Raw genomic sequence first — 17,599 nt, 5'->3', positions numbered from 1 at the left:
CATGCACCCCTCATCCATTCGTCGCCGTCAATTGCTGGCCTGGGGCGCCATCGCCCCAATGTTCGGCTGGGCCCATGGCAGCCTGGCGCAAACGGCCTGGCCCAGCAAGATCATCAAGATCATCGTGGCCTTCCCTGCCGGCGGCCCGACCGACACGGTTGCCCGCATCATGGCGCACAAGCTGGGCGAGCGCCTGAGCCAACAGATCATCATCGAGAACAAGCCCGGCGCGTCGGGCTCGATCGGCACCACCGCGCTCATCAAAAGCCCGGCCGATGGCCACCACCTGTCCATGTTCGGCATGCCTGCATTGCTGGCCCCGCTGATGTACAAGAACGACGCATACGATGTGACGCGGGATTTTGCTGCCGTGGCTGCCATCTACGACTTGCCCATGGCCATCATCATCAACCCGGCAGTCATTGAGGGCGTGGACGATCTGCCCGGCTTGATCCGCTTCATCAAGGCCAGCAAGCAGCCGCTGAGCTTCACCAGCGCAGGCACGGGCAGCTTTGGGCACCTGGCCATGGAGCAGCTCAAAGGCATGGGCCAATTCGAGCTGATGCACGTGCCCTACCGCGGCAGCGCTCCGGCCGTGGCCGACTTGCTGGGCGGCCAGGTCGGGATCATGTTTGCCGATGTGGTTGCCGCCCTGCAGTACATCCGCAACGGCAAGCTCAAGGCCATCGCCCTGAGCTCCCCCAATGCCAAGGCGCTGCTGCCAGGCACGGGCACCATCTCCGAGCAGGGCTTCCCAGGATTCGACTTCGACTCCTGGGGCGGCCTGATTGCCCCCTTGGGCACCCCCCAGGCCATCATCGACCGGATTGCTGGCGAAACCAGTCAGATCGTGCGCCAGGACGAAGAGCTGCGGCAAAAACTGCTGTCCGTGGGCGCCATCGCATCCTTTCAAGACGGCAAACAGATGCACGAGCGCCTGAAAAAAGACTTCGCCCGCTGGAGCGCCATCGTCAAGGAAAAAGGCATCAGCGCTGCTTGAGCGCGAACAAGTTTTGGGGGCTGCATCCACCTTCTTTGCAGCCCAGTCAAAGCTGTGTGTATTGCCACCCCCTGCCTGACAGGCACAATGGCGAGCGCCTGCCACAAGAAAGGATTCGCCCATGCCTTCCTCCTCTCGTCCATTGCACTTTCTGGCCTGTAGCGCTGCCCTTGCTGCCCTGCTGGGCTCCGCCGTGTGTGCCCCTGTGCACGCCCAGGAGCGACCCGCCGCCCCTGCCAAGCCCGCGCCGCTGACAGCCGATGAGATCGCGCTGGTGCAGGCCCAGATGTCCGAGTCCAGCCCTTACCAGCGCTACAAGCTGCTGTTGCTGACCTACGAAAATGCCTATCGGGCCGCATTGCTGGATCGCTGCGCGGCCAGCGCCGCCTTACGCGATGGCAGCATCGTCTGGGAGCCTGCGGCGTACAGCGCGCTGCAGGCCGATGCGGAGGCATTGCGCGAGCGCATGGGCCCGGGCATGCAGCCGGCCCTGTACCGCCTGCAAATGCCAGGCCACTTGTGGGCCTGGAGGCACACCCCGCCCAGCGAACGTCAGGCCCTGCAGGCCACGTGGCGCAGCCCGGCGCACCAGCAGGCTTTGGAGGTCGCCAGCACGCTGGAGATGCTGCAATCTTGGCTGGATGCGCAATCGGCCTTTGGCTTCAATGTGCTCACGGGCGAGGCATTTGCGCTGACGCCGATCGTGCTCAAGGCACAGCTCAAGGCCTCGGGGCATGAGGCCGCTGCCCGCCAAGCCATTGCGCAAGCAGCGCCCGAGCTGCTCGCCGACTGGGAGCGCGTAGGCAGCAGCCCGGCGCAACACAGCGGCCAGGACCAAGCTTGGCTGGCGATGCTGATGGCGCAGTTGCGCAAACATGCCCAGGCCATCGTGCAGGACGGCGGGCTGCTGGCTGCGGTGCGGGCCAGCGACCCAGGGCTGGCCATCGAACAGGGCGATTACTCCCAGTGGCTGGACGTCGCCACCCAGGCCAGGGCCCTGCCGCCGGCCGATACCGCCCAGTGCAAGGCCTTGGGCAGCATGCCGCTGAGCGGGCCGCACGATCCGCAAGCCCTGGCAGCGGCGCGTTGCGCCCTGTTGCCAGCGCCTGCGGACACGGCCGCCGCACAGCGCATGACGCGGCGCATGCGACCGGCCGACTACGCCCCCCAGACCAGCCGCTGGCTGTGTGCGCCGCCAGCCCAGGGCTGACGACGCCCAAGGCCTGGCCGCCTGTTCGCCCACTGCTTGAGCAATGGGCACTGCGAATCGGCCAGCGGCAAAAAGGCCTTGTCGCCAGGGATGGTGTGGCCAGCAGCTTGTAGTAGTCCCACGGTGCGCGGGATTCGCTGGGCTTCTTGACCTCGAACAAATACATGCCGTGCATCATGCGGCAGTCGCGGCGGCATTGCAAAGGTTTGCGGTTACCGCAGGACCATCCGAATTCGCAGATGCACACAGCGCTGCAATTTGTGCAGCGCCTTTCTTTATCGCTGCCCCCATGCGACAACGGCCAGGCCTGCAAATACAGGCCTGGCCGTTGTCGTCGCACAGGGATTCTTACTTCACGATGCGCAGCGAGCGCACGTCGATTTCCGGCGCTTGCAGGGTGTCTTTTTCCACCTCGCCAATGATTTCCACGACGGTGCTGGCATCGAATGGTGTGGCTGGCAGCAGGTGCTGGTCGATCTCCACCCGGATTTCGGCCTTGCCGTCGGAGAAGATGTATTCGTCGCTCTTGACCTGGCGCACGATTTTGCCGCGCAGTGTGACGTGCTGATCGTCCACAGGCTTGTCCAGAATGGCCTGCACACTGGTGGCTGCGGGCTGCACGCCGGGGCCGGCGTATTGGGCCAGGGCCGGAGTGACCAACACGGCGGCTGTCAGCATCAGGGCGGAAGCAGTTTTTTTCATGAGATCAATCCCTTTCAAGTTTGGATAAGGTTCAGCCCAATGGCATGCGTTGGCCACAGGCTTGGCCGCCAGCATAGCCAGCGCGGCTTAAACACGGGATGAATCAACGAACGGCAACCGCTTCAGGGCTGGCGCGGCCTGACTTGTGCGGCAGCCTGTTTGGCGTGTTGGCGGGCCGTGTCCAGATCGTCGTGCCAGGCCAGGGCCACGCCCATGCGGCGCTTGGCAAAGCCCTCGGGCTTGCCGAACAGGCGCAGGCTGGTTTGCGGCACGGCCAGGGCCTGGGCCACGCCGTCGAAGACCAGGCCTGCGGCGTCCACGCCGCCGTAGATCACGGCGCTGGCGCCGGGCGATTGCAGCGCCGTGTCCACCGGCAAGCCGAGGATGGCCCTCGCGTGCAGCTCGAATTCGCTTTGGCGCTGCGTGGTCATGGTGACCATGCCGGTGTCGTGCGGCCTGGGGCTGACTTCGCTGAACCAGACCTGCTCGCCCTTGACAAACAGCTCGACGCCAAACAGGCCCAGCCCGCCCAGCTCGTCGGTGATGGTTTTGGCAATGTGCCGCGCCCGCTGGCGCGCCGCGGCCTGCATGGGGTGCGGCTGCCAGCTTTCGACGTAGTCGCCGTTGCGCTGGATGTGGCCAATGGGTTCGCAAAAGTGCGTCTGCACCTGGCCGTCGCTGCCTTGTGCGCGCACGGTCAGCTGGGTGATTTCGTAGTCGAAGTCAATGAAGCCTTCGACGATGACGCGGCCATGGCCAACGCGCCCGCCGGTCATGGCGCAGTCCCAGGCAGCGGCCACGTCCTGCGGGCCGTCGATCTTGCTCTGGCCCTTGCCGGAGCTGCTCATGACGGGCTTGACGATGCAGGGGTAGCCAATGGGCGGCTGGCCGTCCGCGCCGTCGATGGCGGCCTGCAGGGCAGGCAGCGAATCGCAGAAGCGGTAGGCGCTGGTGGGCAGGCCCAGGGTTTCGGCGGCCAGGCGGCGGATGCCTTCGCGGTCCATGGTCAGGCGCGCGGCGCGCGCCGTGGGGATGACGCGCACCAGGCCTTCGGCCTCCAGGCGTTCGAGCTCGGCGGTGGCGATGGCCTCGATCTCGGGCACGACCAGCTGGGGCTTTTGCGCTTCGATCAGCGCGCGCAACGCAGCCGCGTCGCTCATGGCGATGGTGTGCGCGTGGTGCGCCACCTGCTGTGCGGGCGCGCCGTCGTAGCGATCCACAGCGATGGTTTCGACGCCCAGGCGCTGCAGCTCGATGACAACTTCCTTGCCCAGCTCACCGCTGCCCAGCAGCATGACGCGGGTGGCATGCGGGGTGTTGGGGGTACCCAGTGTGTCCATGACGGATGTCCTTGTCGTGAGGCTGCGTGCGGGGTGTGGAGGCGATGGTCGCGGTGCTCAGCCGCGCGGCGCAGCGGATGCGGCGGGCGCAGCGGTTGCCTCGGCGGCATCCAGCTTCAAGCCCTTGGGCAGCGGAAAGCGCATGGTCTCCTGCACGCCGTCCATCTTGCGCACGGCGATGATGCCCAGCTGGCGCAGGCGCTCGATCACGCCCTGCACCAGCAGCTCGGGCGCGGAGGCGCCGGCCGTCAGGCCCACGGTGTGCTTGCCTTGCAGCCATTCGGGGCGGATCTCGCTGGCGTCATCGACCATGTAGCCGGGCGTGCCGAGTTTTTCGGCCAGATCGCGCAGGCGGTTGCTGTTGGAGCTGCTGGGGCTGCCCACGACGATGAGCACGTCCACCTGGCGGCTGAGCTGCTTGACCGCATCCTGGCGGTTTTGCGTGGCATAGCAAATGTCCTGCTGCTTGGGCTGGCGGATCTGCGGAAAGCGCGCCTTGACGGCGGCAGTGATCTCGGCGGCGTCGTCCACCGACAGCGTGGTTTGCGTCACCACGGCCAGGCGCTCTGTCTGCGCCGGCTGCACGCGCGCCACGTCGGCCACGTCCTCGACCAGGTGGATGCCCTCGCTGAGCTGGCCCATGGTGCCCTCGACCTCGGGGTGGCCCTTGTGGCCGATCATGATGAATTCGTAGCCTTCCCTGGCCAGCTTGGCGACCTCGACGTGCACCTTGGTCACCAGCGGGCAGGTGGCATCGAAGACCTGAAAGCCCCTCTCGCGCGCCTCGTTCTGCACGGCCTTGCTCACGCCATGGGCGCTGAACACCAGCGTCGCGCCCGGCGGCACCTCGGCCAAGTCCTCAATGAAGATCGCGCCCTTCTCGCGCAGGGTGTTGACCACGTGCGTGTTGTGCACGATCTCATGGCGCACGTAGATGGGCGCGCCAAACTTCTGCAGGGCTCGCTCGACGATGTCGATGGCGCGGTCCACGCCAGCGCAAAAGCCGCGCGGCTCGGCCAGCACAATGCTGCGCTGCTCGCCCATGTCAGAGCACCCCGATCAAGAGCACCTCGAAGGTCACGGGCTGGCCGGCCAACGGGTGATTGAAGTCAAACAGCACAGCGCCATCCTCGCGCACCTGCAACACCGTGCCGGCATAGCTGCCCATGCCGCTGGGGGTGGGGAACTGCACCACATCGCCCAGGCGATAGTCCTCGTCTGGGTCGCCCAACTCTTCGAGCAATTTGCGCGCCACCCATTGCTGCATTTGAGGATTCTTGTCGCCAAAGGCCTCGCCAGCGGGCAGCTCATAGGTGGCGCGCTCGCCCTCTTGCATGCCCAGCAGGCGCGTCTCCAGCGCTGGCGACAGCTCGCCCGAGCCCAGGGTCAGCGTCGAGGGCTGGCCGTCAAAGGTGTTGATGATGTCGCCCTGCGGCCCGGCCAGGCGGTAATGCAGGGTCAGAAAGGCGCCGGGCCGCACCTGGGGGGCGCCCGCATTGGAAGAAGGGGTAGAGGCCGGCATGGCTGGCAGTCGTCGATGGGCTTTGAATACACTCAGGGCGATTCTAGAGCCATGCCCATGTCCTTCAAAGATGTACCGCCCGAGGCCCGCCCGCGCGAGAAGCTGCTGGCGCGGGGCGCGGCCGCGCTGTCGGACACCGAGCTGCTGGCCATCGTGCTGCGCACCGGCACGGCCGGGCGCGGCGTGCTGGCGCTGGCCGGCGACCTGCTGCAACTGCCGCAGGCCACGGGCGCGGGCGGCCTGGCCGGCCTGCTGCAGGCGCGGCGCGAAGACCTGCAGCGCATCAAGGGCCTGGGGCCGGCCAAGCAAGCGGAGCTGCTGGCCATCATGGAGCTGGCGCGGCGCGCGCTGGCGCAGCAGCTGGCGCTGGGCGATGCGCTGCAAGCGCCCGCCGCTGTGCGCCAATACCTTCAGGCGCAGCTGGCGCACCGGCCCCAGGAGGTCTTTGCCGTGCTGTTTCTCGACAGCCAGCTGCGGCTGATCGCTTTTGAGGAGCTGTTCCACGGCACGCTGAGCGCCGCCAGCGTCTTTCCGCGCGAGATCGCGCGGCGCGCGCTGCTGTGCAATGCGCACAGCCTGATCCTGGCGCACAACCACCCCAGCGGCACGCCCACGCCCTCGGCCGCCGACATCGAGAGCACGCGGCGCGTGCGCGAGGCGCTGGCGCTGCTGGACGTGCAGGTGCTGGATCACATCATCGTCGCGCAGGGCCAGAGCCTGTCGCTGACCGAACAGGGGCTGCTGTGAGCGCCAAAGGCAAAAAGCCCGGCGCGGCGGGCAGCCCGGCAGCGACAGCACAGGCGGTGCAAGCGGCAAAAGCGGCACCGAAGGCCGCACCCAAGCCAACGCGGGGCGCAGCGTTGAGCGTGCATGCGCTCTCGGATCTGCGCCAAGTCTCGGCCCTGCTGCGCCTGCAGCGCGAGGCCGCGCAACAGCAGGCGTTGCGCGAGCAGCAGCGCCGCGAAGCCGCCGAGCGCGAGCGCAACCTGTTCCGTCACAGCGTCGGCGCGGTGCAGCCGCTCAAGCACGCACCGCGCGTGCACCAGGCGCCGCCGCCTGCGCCACCCCTGCCGCTGCAGCTGCAGCGCGACGAACAGCGCGCGCTGCTCGAATCGCTCAGCGATGAGTTCGACGTCGCCTCGCTGCTGGACACCGACGAGGCGCTGAGCTATCGCCAGCCCGGCGTGGCGCCGGATGTGGCGCGCAAGCTGCGCCTGGGGCACTGGAGCATCCAGGCCACGTTGGATTTGCACGGCCTGCGCCTTGACGAGGCGCGCGAGGCGCTGGGCCAGTTCATCCGCCAGGCGCATCGACAAGGGCTGCGCTGCGTGCGCGTGGTGCATGGCAAGGGCCACGGCTCGCCCGGGCGCATCCCGGTGCTCAAGAGTCGGGTGCAGCGCTGGCTGGTGCAGAAAAGCGAGGTCATGGCCTTCGTTCAGGCCCGCGCCAGCGAAGGCGGCGCAGGCGCCGTGGTGGTGCTGCTCGACCGCGCGCGGCGCGGCAGCTCCTGAGGTGGCAGCCAGTGGTGCTGACTGCGGCCGTCACAGCAGCACCAGATTGTCGCGGTGCACCATCTCGGGCTCGGCCACGTAGCCCAGCAGGGCCTCGATGGCTTCGGAGGGCTGGCGGCAGAGCTTGCGCGCCTCCTGGTCGCTGTAGTTGGCCAGGCCGCGCGCCACCTGCTGGCCTTGCTCGTCCTCGATGGCGATGACCTCGCCGCGCGTGAAGCGGCCCTTGACCTGCACCATGCCCACTGGCAGCAGGCTTTTGCCTTCATGGCGCAGCTTGCGCGCCGCGCCCGCGTCGATGACCACGCTGCCATGCCATTGCAGGTGGTCGGCAATCCACTGCTTGCGCGCCTGCAGCTTGTGCATGGGCGCGTAAAGCAGCGAACCGATGCCGTGCTCGCCAGCCATCAGGCGCGGCAGGATGTCCGGCTCGCGGCCCCAGGCGATGATGGTCGAGGCGCCCGAGCGCGCGGCGCGCTTGGCCGCCAGGATTTTGGTGAGCATGCCGCCGGTGCCAATGGCGCTGCCAGCGCCGCCGGCCATGGCCTCCAGCGCTGGATCGCCGGCCTGGGCCAGCTGCACCTTGGTGGCCTCGGGGTGCTTTCGCGGATCGGCGGTGTAAAAGCCGTTCTGGTCGGTGAGGATGATGAGCAGGTCGGCCACCACCAGGTTGGCCACCAGCGCGCCCAGCGTGTCGTTGTCGCCAAAGCGGATTTCGTCGTTGACCACCGTGTCGTTCTCGTTGATGACCGGCACGATGCCGCGCTTGAGCAGCGTCAGCAGCGTCACGCGCGCGTTCAGGTAGCGCTCGCGGTCGGCCATGTCGGCATGCGTAAGCAACACCTGGGCGCTGCCCAACTGGTATTGGCGCAGCATGGTTTCGTACATCTGCACCAGGCCCATCTGGCCCACGGCGGCTGCGGCCTGCAGCTCGTGCAGCTCGCGCGGGCGCTTGCTCATGCCCATGCGTTTCATGCCTTCGGCAATGGCGCCGCTGGAGACCATGATGACCTCGCGCCGCTCCTGCCCGGGCGCGCCATGCACGATATGGCTGAGCTGACGCGCCCATTCGCTGATGGCTTCGGCATCCAGGCCCTGGCCCTGGTTGGTCACCAGGCTGGAGCCAACCTTGACGACGATGCGCCGGGCGCGGCGCACGCTGTCCCAAGGGGAAGAGGAGATCTCGGCGGAAGAAGCCATGGCAAGAGGGCAGAAGAAGCAAAAGCTGGAAATTGTGGCACAAAGCCCACCGTCGATTGGCCGCCAGTTGGCCGCCAGTTGGCATGTGATCGAGCGCGGATTGCCAGCCCCCCATGCGCCTCAACCAGCCTGGCGTTGCAAGCGCCGCAGGCCGCCCCGCGCGCTGGCACAGCCACTTGGATGGGCAGCGCTACGCCTCGCTGGCCAGAATGGCCGCGCCAGCCGCCGCCAGCGCAGCGGGCGAGCGCTGTGGCAGCGCCACGGCCTGCGCACTGTCAAAACGCGTGAAGTTGCGCCGGGTGGAGCGCTCGTAGCCTGGGTCGTAGTGCTGCGCCAGCAGCGCGCGCACCACGGCCTCGGTCTGGCCGGCGCGCACCTGGGCCTGCCAGGCCTCGACGGTGGCGCGCCCGCGCAGCGCGGTGAGCGTTTGCAGACGGCGGCAGAAGAACTCAGGGTCCTGCACGAAGAAGGGATAGTCCTCCAGCAGCAGGGCCACGCGCTCGTGCTCGGCCAGCTGCACGTGCAGGCAATCGCTGGCGCGCATGGCCTGCATCAGCGCATCGGGCAGGGTGCAGTTGCCCACTTTCTTGCTTTCGGCCTCCACGTACACCGGCCGCGCGGCGTCAAAGCCGCGCAGCGCCTGCCAGACGCGCATCTCGAACTGCTTTTGCGAGGGCTGGGGCTGCCCTGGGATCAGCCCCAGCACCGAGGCGCGATGGCTGGCCAGCGCCTCCAGATCCAACACCTGCGCGCCTTGCGCGGCCAGCGCCTGCAGCAGCCGCGTCTTGCCCGAGCCGGTGGGGCCGCACAGCACGCGGTAGCGCAGGCGCGCCGCCTGCTGCGGCAGATCGGCCAGCATGGCCTGACGGAAGGCCTTGTAGCCGCCCTCGATGCGCTGCACGTGAAAGCCGATCTGCCCCAGCACCAGCGCCAGCGCGCCGCTGCGCTGGCCGCCGCGCCAGCAGTACACCAGCGGCCGCCAGTGCTTGGGCAGGGCCTGCACATGCTGCTCGATGTGGCGCGCGATGTTGGCCGCCGTCAGGCCCGCACCCAGCTTGCGCGCCTCGAACGCGCCGACCTGCTTGAACATGGTGCCCACGCGGGCGCGTTGCTCGTCGTCCAGCGAGGGCCAGTTCACCGCGCCAGGCAGGCGATCGTGGGCAAACTCGCTGGGGCTGCGCGCATCGATGATGGCGCTGAACTCGCCCAGGCGGGCCAAGGCCTGGGCAGCGGAAATTTCTTGAACACTCATGGATGGGACAAAACAAACCGGGCTGGCGCGCAAGACAGGCCGCGCAGCGGTCGCGGCAAAAAGGCCGGGGGCTGTTGAGATTGGGTTGGCGAAGCGGCTTTCGAGGCAAAAGCCGCAGATGCAAGGCGAAAATGCGCGCAAGCTTGTGCATACCGTACAAGCATTTTCAACGCAGCAGCTGCGCAGTTTTGACCGAAAACACCGCCGCAACACTGAATCTCAACAACCCCTACAGTGACGCCAGCCTGTGCGACACGGCCCGGATCACCAACCCACAAACAATCAACATGAAGCATACGACGAGCGGCCCGCGCCACCGGCCGACCACAGCCTTCGACCCGGCCCGCCGCCATGCGCTGCGCTGGGCCGCTGCCGCAGCGGCCGCCCCGGCGCTGATAGCTGCGCTGGCCGCCTGCAGACGGCGGCGCGCCAAGGCCCAGCCCGTGCCCGCCGGCGCCACCGTGCTGGCGCTGGGCGATTCGCTCACCCAGGGCGTGGGCGCCAGCGCCGAACAGGCCTTCCCGCCCCTGCTGGCGCAGGCCACCGGCTGGCAGGTCGTCAATGCCGGCGTCTCGGGCGACACCAGCGCCCAGGCGCTGGCCCGTCTGCCCGAGTTGCTGCAGCAGCACCGCCCGCAATTGGTCATCGTCGGCATTGGCGGCAATGATTTTCTGCGCCGCCAATCCACCAGCCAAACCAAGCAGAACATCACACGCATCGTCCAGGCCTGCCTGGATGCCAACGCGCAGGTGCTGCTGGTGGCCATCCCCGGCCTGGGGCTGCTGGCCACGGCCGGCCTGCTCAGCGACCATGCCATGTACGAAGAGATTGCCGACGAACTGGGCGTGCCACTGCTGGCCGATGCCTGGGCGCAGGTGCTCTCCGAGCCGCAGCTGCGCTCGGACCAAATCCACGCCAATGCACAGGGCTACGCCGTGTTCGCCGACAAGCTGCTGGCCGGCCTGCGCGCCCACGGGCTGCTGCGTTGAACAGGTTCTGAAGCCACCCGCCATGCACGCCACCATCACCCTAGGCCCCCTGGTCTTCCCAGCGCAATTGCTGCTGCTGGCACTGTGTGTTGCCGCCGGCCTGGCCTGGGCGCGCTGGCGCAGCCGCCGCCACCCGCGCCAGGAACAGCAGGCCCTATCGCGCACATTGCACCAAGCGCTCTGGATGGGCTTGCTGGCAGCTCGGCTGGGCTTCGTGTTGCAGTACCACCAAGCCTACCTGGCCCACCCCTGGAGCGTGATCGACATCCGCGATGGCGGCTGGTCGCCCTGGGTGGGGCTGATGGCCGCCTGGTTCTACGCCATGCTGGCCACGGCCCAAACCCGCCAACGCCAGCGCCAGCTCATCGCGCCCATGGCCGCTGCCAGCCTGCTGTGGGTGGGCGGCCAGGCCGCGCTGCTGTGGCAGGCCCCCGGGCTGGGCCGCCTGCCAGCGTTCACCGCCCCATCCCTGCAGGGGCCGATGCAATCGCTGCAATGCCTGCAGGGCCGACCGGCCGTGGTCAGCCTCTGGGCCACCTGGTGCCCGCACTGCCGCAACGAAATGCCGCTGCTGGCCCAGGCCCAGGCCGAGCACCCTCAAGTGCAGTTCGTCTTCGTCAATCAAGGCGAATCTGTGCAGACCATCACCCGCTTTCTGCGCAACCACCGCCTGCCCATTGCCCCCGTTTGGCTGGACGCCAAAGGCGAGCTGGCCCGCCACTACGGCCAACCGGGCCTGCCGCTGACGCTGTTTTTCGATGCCAACGGCCAACTGACCAGCACCCGCGTCGGCGCCCTGTCCGCCGCCAGCCTGCAGCAGCGCATCCAGGCGCTGCGCCACAGCGCCCCGCCCGGCCCAGCCAGGCCCGCGCAAGACAAGGACTGCTGATGCCGCGCACTGCCGCGCCGCGCTTCATCGAGCACCGCAGCGAGCGGCTGCACCTGCTGGTGCGCGGCGCCGAGCACGCGCCGCAGGCGCCACGCTGCATGGGCGGCAGCGGGCACTGCGTGCAGGCCGGGCTGTACGTCACGCTACTGGTGCACGGCAGCCTGCAACTGCGTTGCGGCGACTGCGCCAGCGCGCCGCGCAGCGGCGGCATGCAGGTGCTGGCCGTGCGCGAGCCCCTGCCCTGGAGCGCACAGGGCCAGGCCTGCGCGCTGTGCGCCGTGGGCGTGAGCATGCTGCGCGCCGATCTGCGCGCGCGGGCGCTGGAGGGTTGGTTTGACGGCCTGTTCGCCCCGCACCAGGCGCTGCGCCAGGTGCAGGTGGCGGCCGAGCCGCGCTGCCTGGCATTGGCGCAAGACATTCTGGGCAGCGACCCGCGCCAGCCCTTGGCGCTGATGCGGCTGGAGGCCGCCGCGCAAACCATCTTCCTGCGCGGCATTGCGGCGCTGGAGCAGGCGCGCGCGCCTGCGCCGCACGAGCGCCTGTTGCACCTGGCCGATGCGCTGGAGGCCGACCTGGCCCGCGCCTGGACGCTGGACGACATGGCGCGCCTGGCCGGCATGAGCGCGCGCAGCCTGAGCGCGGCCTTCCGCCGTGAGCTGGGCGACTCGCCCTTTGGCTGGCTGCGCCAGCGCCGCCTGCTGCGCGGCCGGCACATGGTGCTGGACGAGGGCCTGCCCATCGCCCTGGCGGCCGAGCGCCTGGGTTTCAGCAGCGCGGCGCACTTCAGCACCGCCTTTCGCGCCCATTTCGGCCAAACGCCCAGCCAGATGCGCCGCCAGAGCGGGCTTGCGCCGGGCCAGCAAGGGGGCGGCTAAGAGCCTGTTGAAGGCTCGCCAGGTAAACGCCTGCCAGTGGGCAACGATCAACATGCTGGCAAATGCAAATCATTCGCCGCTAAATGAAAGTGCGCGGATGACCGGCAGCCTAGATTCCTCCATCACACACATCGCAGCATGGAGGCATCGCAATGACAGCGCAGTTCGTTTCGCGGCCGTGGCAGCGCCGCGTTTTTTCTTCTTTTTCTTGTCCTTCTTCCTCGCCGGCAAGCCCGCCCGGGTGGGCGCATGGCGTGCTGGCGACGGCGGCGCTGGCCTGCCTGGCGCTGGCAAGCCCCGGCTGGGCGGCGCAGCCTGCCGCCCAGCCGGTGGCTGCCGAGCTGCCCACCGTGACCGTGCGCGGCGATGTGCTTGATGCGCCCGATACGCCTGGCGAGGCCGCTGCCGATGAAGGGCGCAGCGGCAAGCTGGCACAGCGCGCGCAGGGCGCGACCAAGACGGATACGCCGCTGCTGCGCACGCCGCAGTCGGTGTCCGTCATCACCGAGACGGCGCTGCGCGACAGCGGCGCCACCAGCCTTGACCAGGCGCTGGCCTACCTGCCGGGCCTGTACGCGCCGGTGAGCGGCGGCAACGATTCCAGCCGCTACGACTTCGTCAGCCTGCGTGGGCAGAGCTACAACGGAGCGATGTTTTTCGATGGCATGCGCGCCAGCTTCGGCATTGGCAACCTGAGCCTGCCGCAGTTCGACCCCTGGCTGATCGAACGCGTGGAAGTGCTGCGCGGCCCGGCCTCGGCGCTGTACGGGCAGGGCTTGCCCGGCGGCCTGGTCAACGTGCGCGCCAAGCGCCCCAGTGCTCAAGCGTCCCAAGATGGCCGGGCGCAGCGCGCGGCCGGGTTGACGCTGGGCAGCCACGGCCAGCGCGCTCTGCGGCTGGATGTGGGCGGCCAGGCGGGCCAAGGCGCGCTGGACTGGCGGCTGGCGGCGCTGGCGCGCGAGGCAGGCAACCAGATCGCGCATGTACGCGAGCAGCGTGTGGCGCTGGCGCCTTCGCTGCGCTGGCGCATCGCGCCGGGCACGGCGCTGACGCTGCTGGCCAGCCACCAGCGCGACCCCAAGGGCGGCTACTACCACAGTGCGCTGCCCATGCAGGGCACGCTCACGCCGCTGCCCGGCGGCGGGTACATCCCGCGCCGATTTTTCGTGGGCGATCCGGCCTTCGACCGCTTTACGCGCCGTCAAAGCACGCTGGGCTACGACTTTGAGTACGCCCTGGGCCCAAGCTGGCAATTGCGCCACGCGCTGCGCGCCATCGACTCCCAGGCCGAGGTGCAGGCGCTCTCGGCCATTGCGCTGGCGCCGCCGGCCACGTTGATGCGCTCGGCCATGGCGGTGGATTCGCACACCCGCGCGCTGCTGAGCGACACCACGCTGCAAGGCCGGGTGCACACCGGCGCTGCGCAGCACCGCCTGCTGCTGGGGCTGGATGCCATGCGCAGCCGCATGCACCAGCGCCTGGGCATGAACCTGCAAGGGTTGCCGCCCATCGACATCTGGCAGCCCGGCTACGGCCAGGCCATCGCCGCGCCCAATGGGCCAGACCGCGCCATGCTTTGGTCCGACACGCGCGACCGCGCCAGCCAGATCGGCCTGTACGCGCAAGACCAGATCGACTGGGGGCGCTGGAGCCTGACCCTGGGCGGCCGCTACGACATCGCCCGCAGCCGCAGCGGGCGCGAAGGCCGGCTGATGGGCGTACTGCCCACCGACGCGGCCAGCCGCCAACGCGACCGCGCCTTCTCCGGCCGCGCCGCACTGGGCTACCGCTTGGGCGATGCACTGGCCGCCTACCTCAGCCACGGCAGCTCTTTCCTGCCGCAAACCGGGCTGGATGCGCGTGGCCAGGGCTATCGCCCGCTGACGGCCCGGCAATGGGAGGCGGGCCTCAAATACGCGCCGCCGCAAGGCGGTCTGCAACTGGCCGCCGCCATCTTCCAGATCCAGCAAAAGAACGCCCTCACGCCCGACCCCGAACCCAGCCACGTCTGCCCCGGCCTGACCGGCCCCGGTGCCTGCATGGTGCAAACCGGCCGCCAGCGCACCCGTGGGCTGGAGCTGGAGGCCAAGGCCGAGCTGGGCCGCACCAGCTTCGTGCACGCCAGCCTCACCCTGCTGGACGCGCGCATCACCGCCAGCAACGGTCCTGAGCTGGGCCAGCGCCCCGTCAATATCCCCGGGCGCACGGCCTCGCTCTGGCTCGACCACGCCCTCAGCCCCCAATGGCGCATGAGCTTGGGCCTGCGCCACACCGGCAGCACCCACGCCGACCCCGCCAACACCGTGCGCGTGCCCGGCCACACGTTGATGGATGCCGCGCTGCGCTACCGCTTTGGCAGCGGCGGTAGCCATGACAGCGCCAGCGGCGAGCGCCCCAGCCTCACGCTGCGCGCCAGCAACCTGGCCGACCGCCGCTACGTCAGCTGCGCCAGCGCCAGTTACTGCAACTGGGGCCGGGGCCGCACATTCAGCGTTGAACTGCACTACCCCTGGTGAGCCGTATGCAACACGTCACACCCTGCCCCAAGCCCCCTGTTCCCGTCAGTGCAACGCACCTGGACGCCGACCTGGCCCGCCAAGTGCAGCAGCGCATGGACTTCAGCCACTGGCCCGCACTCATCGTGCGCATGCCCGGCGCGGATCAGGCCCCCATCCTGTTCGGCATGATCGAAGCCGCGCTGCAACGCGGCCAGCCCTTTGCCTTGGTGGCCGACATGGCCGAGTACCTCAGCGGCCCGCCCGAGACGCCCGAGCAGCGCAAGAGCGCCGCGCTGTGGCTCAAGCAGCACCGCCAAGCCTTTTTCGGCCTGTGCCGTGGCAACGTCTACGTGCTGACCGACGAGCGCGCCCGAGCCGCCTTGCTGGCCTCAGGCCGCCAGCAGGCCAGCGCCAGCGGCCTGCCCATCGAAGCCGCCGCCACGCTGGAGGAGGCACTGGCGCTGGCGCAACAGCTGCTGAATAAAGCAGGCCCGCTGCCGCAGCAAAACGCTCAGGAAACAAAAAATAACCAAAGGTGAACAAAAAACGGGCATTTCGAGTCAAAATATCCGAACAAATAAGTAGATATTTGAAAAATAATGGCCTTCGAGCCTTTCCTGTGCTTATGATGGCCGAAAGGTGAGGGGGCAGCAGAAGCCCAAATTGAAGAGCGCAGCAAAGGCTTTTTGATGGCCTGATGTTGCGGATGTTGTGCGCGGACTGGGGAGGTTTGTTGCACACACAGACCATGGCAGCGCTCAAATCGCATTGCCATGGTCTGTGCTTACATCCCATATATATCAAAATCACGCATTCGGCTTTTCTGCTCAAACCGTGAACAGGCTTTCGGGCCATGTGGTTCATCAGGTTATGGCGGTAATACTCGCATGCTGGCAGATTTTCTGTTTGAGGCGCTCTGAAAACCCTTTTTGATGGGTGCAGCCTGCATGGGCAGTGTGGCACTTGGCTCTTTCAGTGGCGCTTTTTTCGTTCAGTGATTGGCAATTGCTGCAGGTTCTTTGAGCAGCAGGCATGGGATGTGCGGCGGCTGCATGCCCCATCGTGATTCGAGGAAGGAGATCAAGCCATGGCACAGGAAGGCAAATTGCGGCTGGGTGCACTCACGGCGCTGGTGGTCGGCTCCATGATTGGGGGCGGCATATTTTCTATTCCACAGAACATGGCCGCCGGCGCTGCGGCGGGTGCCGTGCTGATTGGCTGGGGGATAACGGCCATTGGCATGCTGATGCTGGCTTTCGTGTTTCAGACCCTGGCCAACCGCAAGCCTGAGCTGGACAATGGGGTCTATGCCTATGCCAAAGCGGGTTTTGGCAATTACCTGGGCTTTTCATCGGCCTGGGGCTATTGGATCAGCGCCTGGTTGGGCAATGTCAGTTATCTGGTGCTGCTGTTTGGCACGCTGGGCTATTTCTTCCCAGCCTTTGGCGAAGGCAATACTACGTCTGCCATCATCGGTGCCTCGCTGGTGCTGTGGTTTGTGCACGCCCTGGTGCTGCGCGGCATCAAGGAGGCTGCCTTCATCAATTTGGTCACCACCATCACCAAGGTGGTGCCGCTGCTGACCTTCATCGCTCTGGTGGGCCTGGCCTTCAAGATGGATGTGTTTACAGCCGATTTCTGGGGCCGGGGCAATGCCGAGCTGGGCAGCGTACTGACGCAGGTCAAGAGCATGATGCTGGTGACGGTGTGGGTGTTCATCGGCATTGAAGGCGCCAGTGTGTATTCAGCCCGCGCGCAAACGCGCAGCGACGTGGGCAAGGCCACGGTACTGGGCTTCATCGGTGTGCTGCTGCTGCTGGTGATGGTCAATGTGCTCTCGGCCGGGGTGATGAGCCAGCCGGAGTTGGCCAAGCTGAAAAACCCGTCCATGGCCTATGTGCTAGCGCACGTGGTGGGCGACTGGGGCGCGGCGTTCATTTCCATCGGCCTGGTCATTTCCCTGGCCGGCGCGCTGCTGTCATGGACTTTGCTCAGCGGCGAGATTTTGTATTCAGCCGCCAAGGATCAAACCATGCCGGCATTTTTCCGCAGGGAGAACCGCAATGGCGTGCCAGCCAATGCGCTGTGGGTGTCCAATGGCTCCATCCAGATCTTTTTGATTCTCGCGCTGCTGTATGGCCAGTCCTATCTCGACCTGATTTATCTGGCCACGTCGATGATTCTGATTCCGTACTTCTTTTCTGCCATTTATGCCGTCATGATTGCCGCGCGCGGCGAAGGTTATGGTCGGGCAGATCCCCAGCGCAATTGGGACATGCTCATCGGCGCGCTGGCCGTGGCATACAGCGTCTGGCTGCTGTATGCGGCCGGATTGAAATATTTGCTGCTGTCTGCACTGCTGTATGCACCAGGCGCTATTGTCTATGCCAAGGCGCGCATTGAAAATGGCCAGCCGGTATTTAACGACATTGAAAAAATGTATTTTGCTGCAGCCCTGATCGGTGCCGCATATGCTGGATACGGGCTTTACAAGGGCACATTGACAATTTGAATTAACCTGTATCTGCCGCTTTCAATCCACGAATGATTTTGAATCGGCAGGCAGGCAGCAATGCCGCTATCGAGGCGGCGCGCCAATGATTTTTTACGAAGA

General features: G+C 67.1%; 17 protein-coding genes and 1 pseudogene. 11 read left to right on the top strand and 7 right to left on the bottom strand.

Annotation, left to right across the window (positions count from 1 at the left end):
- Window position 1 precedes the first annotated feature (1 nt).
- Both CK620_RS03525 and CK620_RS03520 read left to right on the top strand, forming a co-directional pair.
- Window positions 2-1,000, top strand: coding sequence for a Bug family tripartite tricarboxylate transporter substrate binding protein (locus CK620_RS03525; RefSeq protein WP_095543625.1), 999 nt, complete (start codon window positions 2-4; stop codon window positions 998-1,000).
- A 121-nt stretch (window positions 1,001-1,121) separates the two neighbouring features.
- Complete coding sequence (locus CK620_RS03520; RefSeq protein ID WP_143325906.1) at window positions 1,122-2,210, top strand: hypothetical protein; 1,089 nt, start codon at window positions 1,122-1,124, stop codon at window positions 2,208-2,210.
- A gap of 32 nt (window positions 2,211-2,242) precedes the next feature.
- Here CK620_RS03520 and CK620_RS14225 read toward each other — a convergent pair.
- The 5 genes and pseudogenes from CK620_RS14225 to CK620_RS03495 all read right to left on the bottom strand — a co-directional run.
- Window positions 2,243-2,403 (bottom strand): annotated as a pseudogene (locus CK620_RS14225) (ABC transporter substrate-binding protein); the annotation flags it as partial.
- 155 nt (window positions 2,404-2,558) lie between these two features.
- Window positions 2,559-2,912 carry a YgiW/YdeI family stress tolerance OB fold protein gene (locus CK620_RS03510; protein ID WP_095549152.1) on the bottom strand — a complete coding sequence of 118 codons (354 nt, stop codon included), beginning with the start codon at window positions 2,910-2,912 and terminating at the stop codon, window positions 2,559-2,561.
- Between the two features lie 122 nt (window positions 2,913-3,034).
- On the bottom strand, window positions 3,035-4,252 hold the full coding sequence (gene purT, locus CK620_RS03505; protein ID WP_095549151.1) for a formate-dependent phosphoribosylglycinamide formyltransferase: 1,218 nt from the start codon (window positions 4,250-4,252) through the stop codon (window positions 3,035-3,037).
- Window positions 4,253-4,309: 57 nt separating this feature from the next.
- Window positions 4,310-5,296 carry a 4-hydroxy-3-methylbut-2-enyl diphosphate reductase gene (ispH, locus tag CK620_RS03500; RefSeq protein ID WP_095543645.1) on the bottom strand — a complete coding sequence of 329 codons (987 nt, stop codon included), beginning with the start codon at window positions 5,294-5,296 and terminating at the stop codon, window positions 4,310-4,312.
- A gap of 1 nt (window position 5,297) precedes the next feature.
- Window positions 5,298-5,774 carry an FKBP-type peptidyl-prolyl cis-trans isomerase gene (locus CK620_RS03495; protein ID WP_095543646.1) on the bottom strand — a complete coding sequence of 159 codons (477 nt, stop codon included), beginning with the start codon at window positions 5,772-5,774 and terminating at the stop codon, window positions 5,298-5,300.
- Between the two features lie 57 nt (window positions 5,775-5,831).
- Between CK620_RS03495 and radC the strand changes: the two genes are divergently transcribed.
- Both radC and CK620_RS03485 read left to right on the top strand, forming a co-directional pair.
- Window positions 5,832-6,521, top strand: coding sequence for a RadC family protein (gene radC, locus CK620_RS03490; protein WP_095549566.1), 690 nt, complete (start codon window positions 5,832-5,834; stop codon window positions 6,519-6,521).
- A gap of 113 nt (window positions 6,522-6,634) precedes the next feature.
- Window positions 6,635-7,285 carry a Smr/MutS family protein gene (locus tag CK620_RS03485; protein WP_095549565.1) on the top strand — a complete coding sequence of 217 codons (651 nt, stop codon included), beginning with the start codon at window positions 6,635-6,637 and terminating at the stop codon, window positions 7,283-7,285.
- 30 nt (window positions 7,286-7,315) lie between these two features.
- On the opposite strand, the gene proB is transcribed toward CK620_RS03485, so the two are convergent.
- Window positions 7,316-8,482 (bottom strand): glutamate 5-kinase, encoded by a 1,167-nt coding sequence (gene proB / locus CK620_RS03480; protein WP_095543650.1) that lies wholly within the window; start codon window positions 8,480-8,482, stop codon window positions 7,316-7,318.
- Window positions 8,483-8,672: 190 nt separating this feature from the next.
- Entirely contained in the window at window positions 8,673-9,734 is a 1,062-nt protein-coding gene (gene mnmH / locus CK620_RS03475; RefSeq protein ID WP_095549150.1) for a tRNA 2-selenouridine(34) synthase MnmH, read from the bottom strand.
- Here mnmH and CK620_RS13730 point away from each other — a divergent pair.
- From CK620_RS13730 to arcD, 7 genes are all read left to right on the top strand, one after another.
- Window positions 9,733-9,972: a hypothetical protein gene (locus CK620_RS13730; RefSeq protein WP_143325905.1), complete on the top strand. Its 240-nt coding sequence runs from the start codon at window positions 9,733-9,735 to the stop codon at window positions 9,970-9,972. The two genes, mnmH and CK620_RS13730, sit on opposite strands and share 2 nt — an antisense overlap.
- A 49-nt stretch (window positions 9,973-10,021) precedes the next feature.
- Window positions 10,022-10,723, top strand: coding sequence for an arylesterase (locus CK620_RS03470; protein ID WP_095549564.1), 702 nt, complete (start codon window positions 10,022-10,024; stop codon window positions 10,721-10,723).
- Between the two features lie 22 nt (window positions 10,724-10,745).
- Complete coding sequence (locus CK620_RS03465; RefSeq protein WP_179290565.1) at window positions 10,746-11,612, top strand: TlpA disulfide reductase family protein; 867 nt, start codon at window positions 10,746-10,748, stop codon at window positions 11,610-11,612.
- Window positions 11,612-12,487, top strand: coding sequence for a helix-turn-helix domain-containing protein (locus tag CK620_RS03460; protein WP_095549148.1), 876 nt, complete (start codon window positions 11,612-11,614; stop codon window positions 12,485-12,487). The genes CK620_RS03465 and CK620_RS03460 overlap by 1 nt, the downstream gene beginning before the upstream one ends.
- Before the next feature lie 254 nt (window positions 12,488-12,741).
- A complete protein-coding gene (locus CK620_RS03455; RefSeq protein WP_179290564.1) occupies window positions 12,742-15,003 on the top strand; it encodes a TonB-dependent siderophore receptor in 2,262 nt (753 codons plus the stop codon).
- Between the two features lie 5 nt (window positions 15,004-15,008).
- Window positions 15,009-15,524: a hypothetical protein gene (locus CK620_RS03450; protein ID WP_095549146.1), complete on the top strand. Its 516-nt coding sequence runs from the start codon at window positions 15,009-15,011 to the stop codon at window positions 15,522-15,524.
- A gap of 548 nt (window positions 15,525-16,072) precedes the next feature.
- A complete protein-coding gene (gene arcD / locus CK620_RS03445; protein WP_095549145.1) occupies window positions 16,073-17,497 on the top strand; it encodes an arginine-ornithine antiporter in 1,425 nt (474 codons plus the stop codon).
- Window positions 17,498-17,599: the final 102 nt, after the last annotated feature.

It is taken from the genome of Vandammella animalimorsus (genome assembly GCF_002285285.1).
Taxonomy (GTDB): domain Bacteria; phylum Pseudomonadota; class Gammaproteobacteria; order Burkholderiales; family Burkholderiaceae_C; genus Lampropedia; species Lampropedia animalimorsus.
The sequence above is the reverse complement of the archived record's forward strand: the minus strand, read 5'-3'. Positions and strand labels throughout refer to the sequence as shown.

Coding starts and splice junctions, on each gene's coding strand:
- radC (WP_095549566.1), top strand. CDS start 5,832: ATGTCCTTCAAAGATGTACCGCCCGAGGCCCGCCCGCGCGAGAAGCTG.
- purT (WP_095549151.1), bottom strand. CDS start 4,252: ATGGACACACTGGGTACCCCCAACACCCCGCATGCCACCCGCGTCATG.
- CK620_RS03460 (WP_095549148.1), top strand. CDS start 11,612: ATGCCGCGCACTGCCGCGCCGCGCTTCATCGAGCACCGCAGCGAGCGG.
- CK620_RS03520 (WP_143325906.1), top strand. CDS start 1,122: ATGCCTTCCTCCTCTCGTCCATTGCACTTTCTGGCCTGTAGCGCTGCC.
- ispH (WP_095543645.1), bottom strand. CDS start 5,296: ATGGGCGAGCAGCGCAGCATTGTGCTGGCCGAGCCGCGCGGCTTTTGC.
- CK620_RS13730 (WP_143325905.1), top strand. CDS start 9,733: ATGGATGGGACAAAACAAACCGGGCTGGCGCGCAAGACAGGCCGCGCA.
- CK620_RS03470 (WP_095549564.1), top strand. CDS start 10,022: ATGAAGCATACGACGAGCGGCCCGCGCCACCGGCCGACCACAGCCTTC.
- CK620_RS03465 (WP_179290565.1), top strand. CDS start 10,746: ATGCACGCCACCATCACCCTAGGCCCCCTGGTCTTCCCAGCGCAATTG.
- CK620_RS03510 (WP_095549152.1), bottom strand. CDS start 2,912: ATGAAAAAAACTGCTTCCGCCCTGATGCTGACAGCCGCCGTGTTGGTC.
- CK620_RS03525 (WP_095543625.1), top strand. CDS start 2: ATGCACCCCTCATCCATTCGTCGCCGTCAATTGCTGGCCTGGGGCGCC.
- arcD (WP_095549145.1), top strand. CDS start 16,073: ATGGCACAGGAAGGCAAATTGCGGCTGGGTGCACTCACGGCGCTGGTG.
- CK620_RS03495 (WP_095543646.1), bottom strand. CDS start 5,774: ATGCCGGCCTCTACCCCTTCTTCCAATGCGGGCGCCCCCCAGGTGCGG.
- proB (WP_095543650.1), bottom strand. CDS start 8,482: ATGGCTTCTTCCGCCGAGATCTCCTCTTCCCCTTGGGACAGCGTGCGC.
- mnmH (WP_095549150.1), bottom strand. CDS start 9,734: ATGAGTGTTCAAGAAATTTCCGCTGCCCAGGCCTTGGCCCGCCTGGGC.
- CK620_RS03450 (WP_095549146.1), top strand. CDS start 15,009: ATGCAACACGTCACACCCTGCCCCAAGCCCCCTGTTCCCGTCAGTGCA.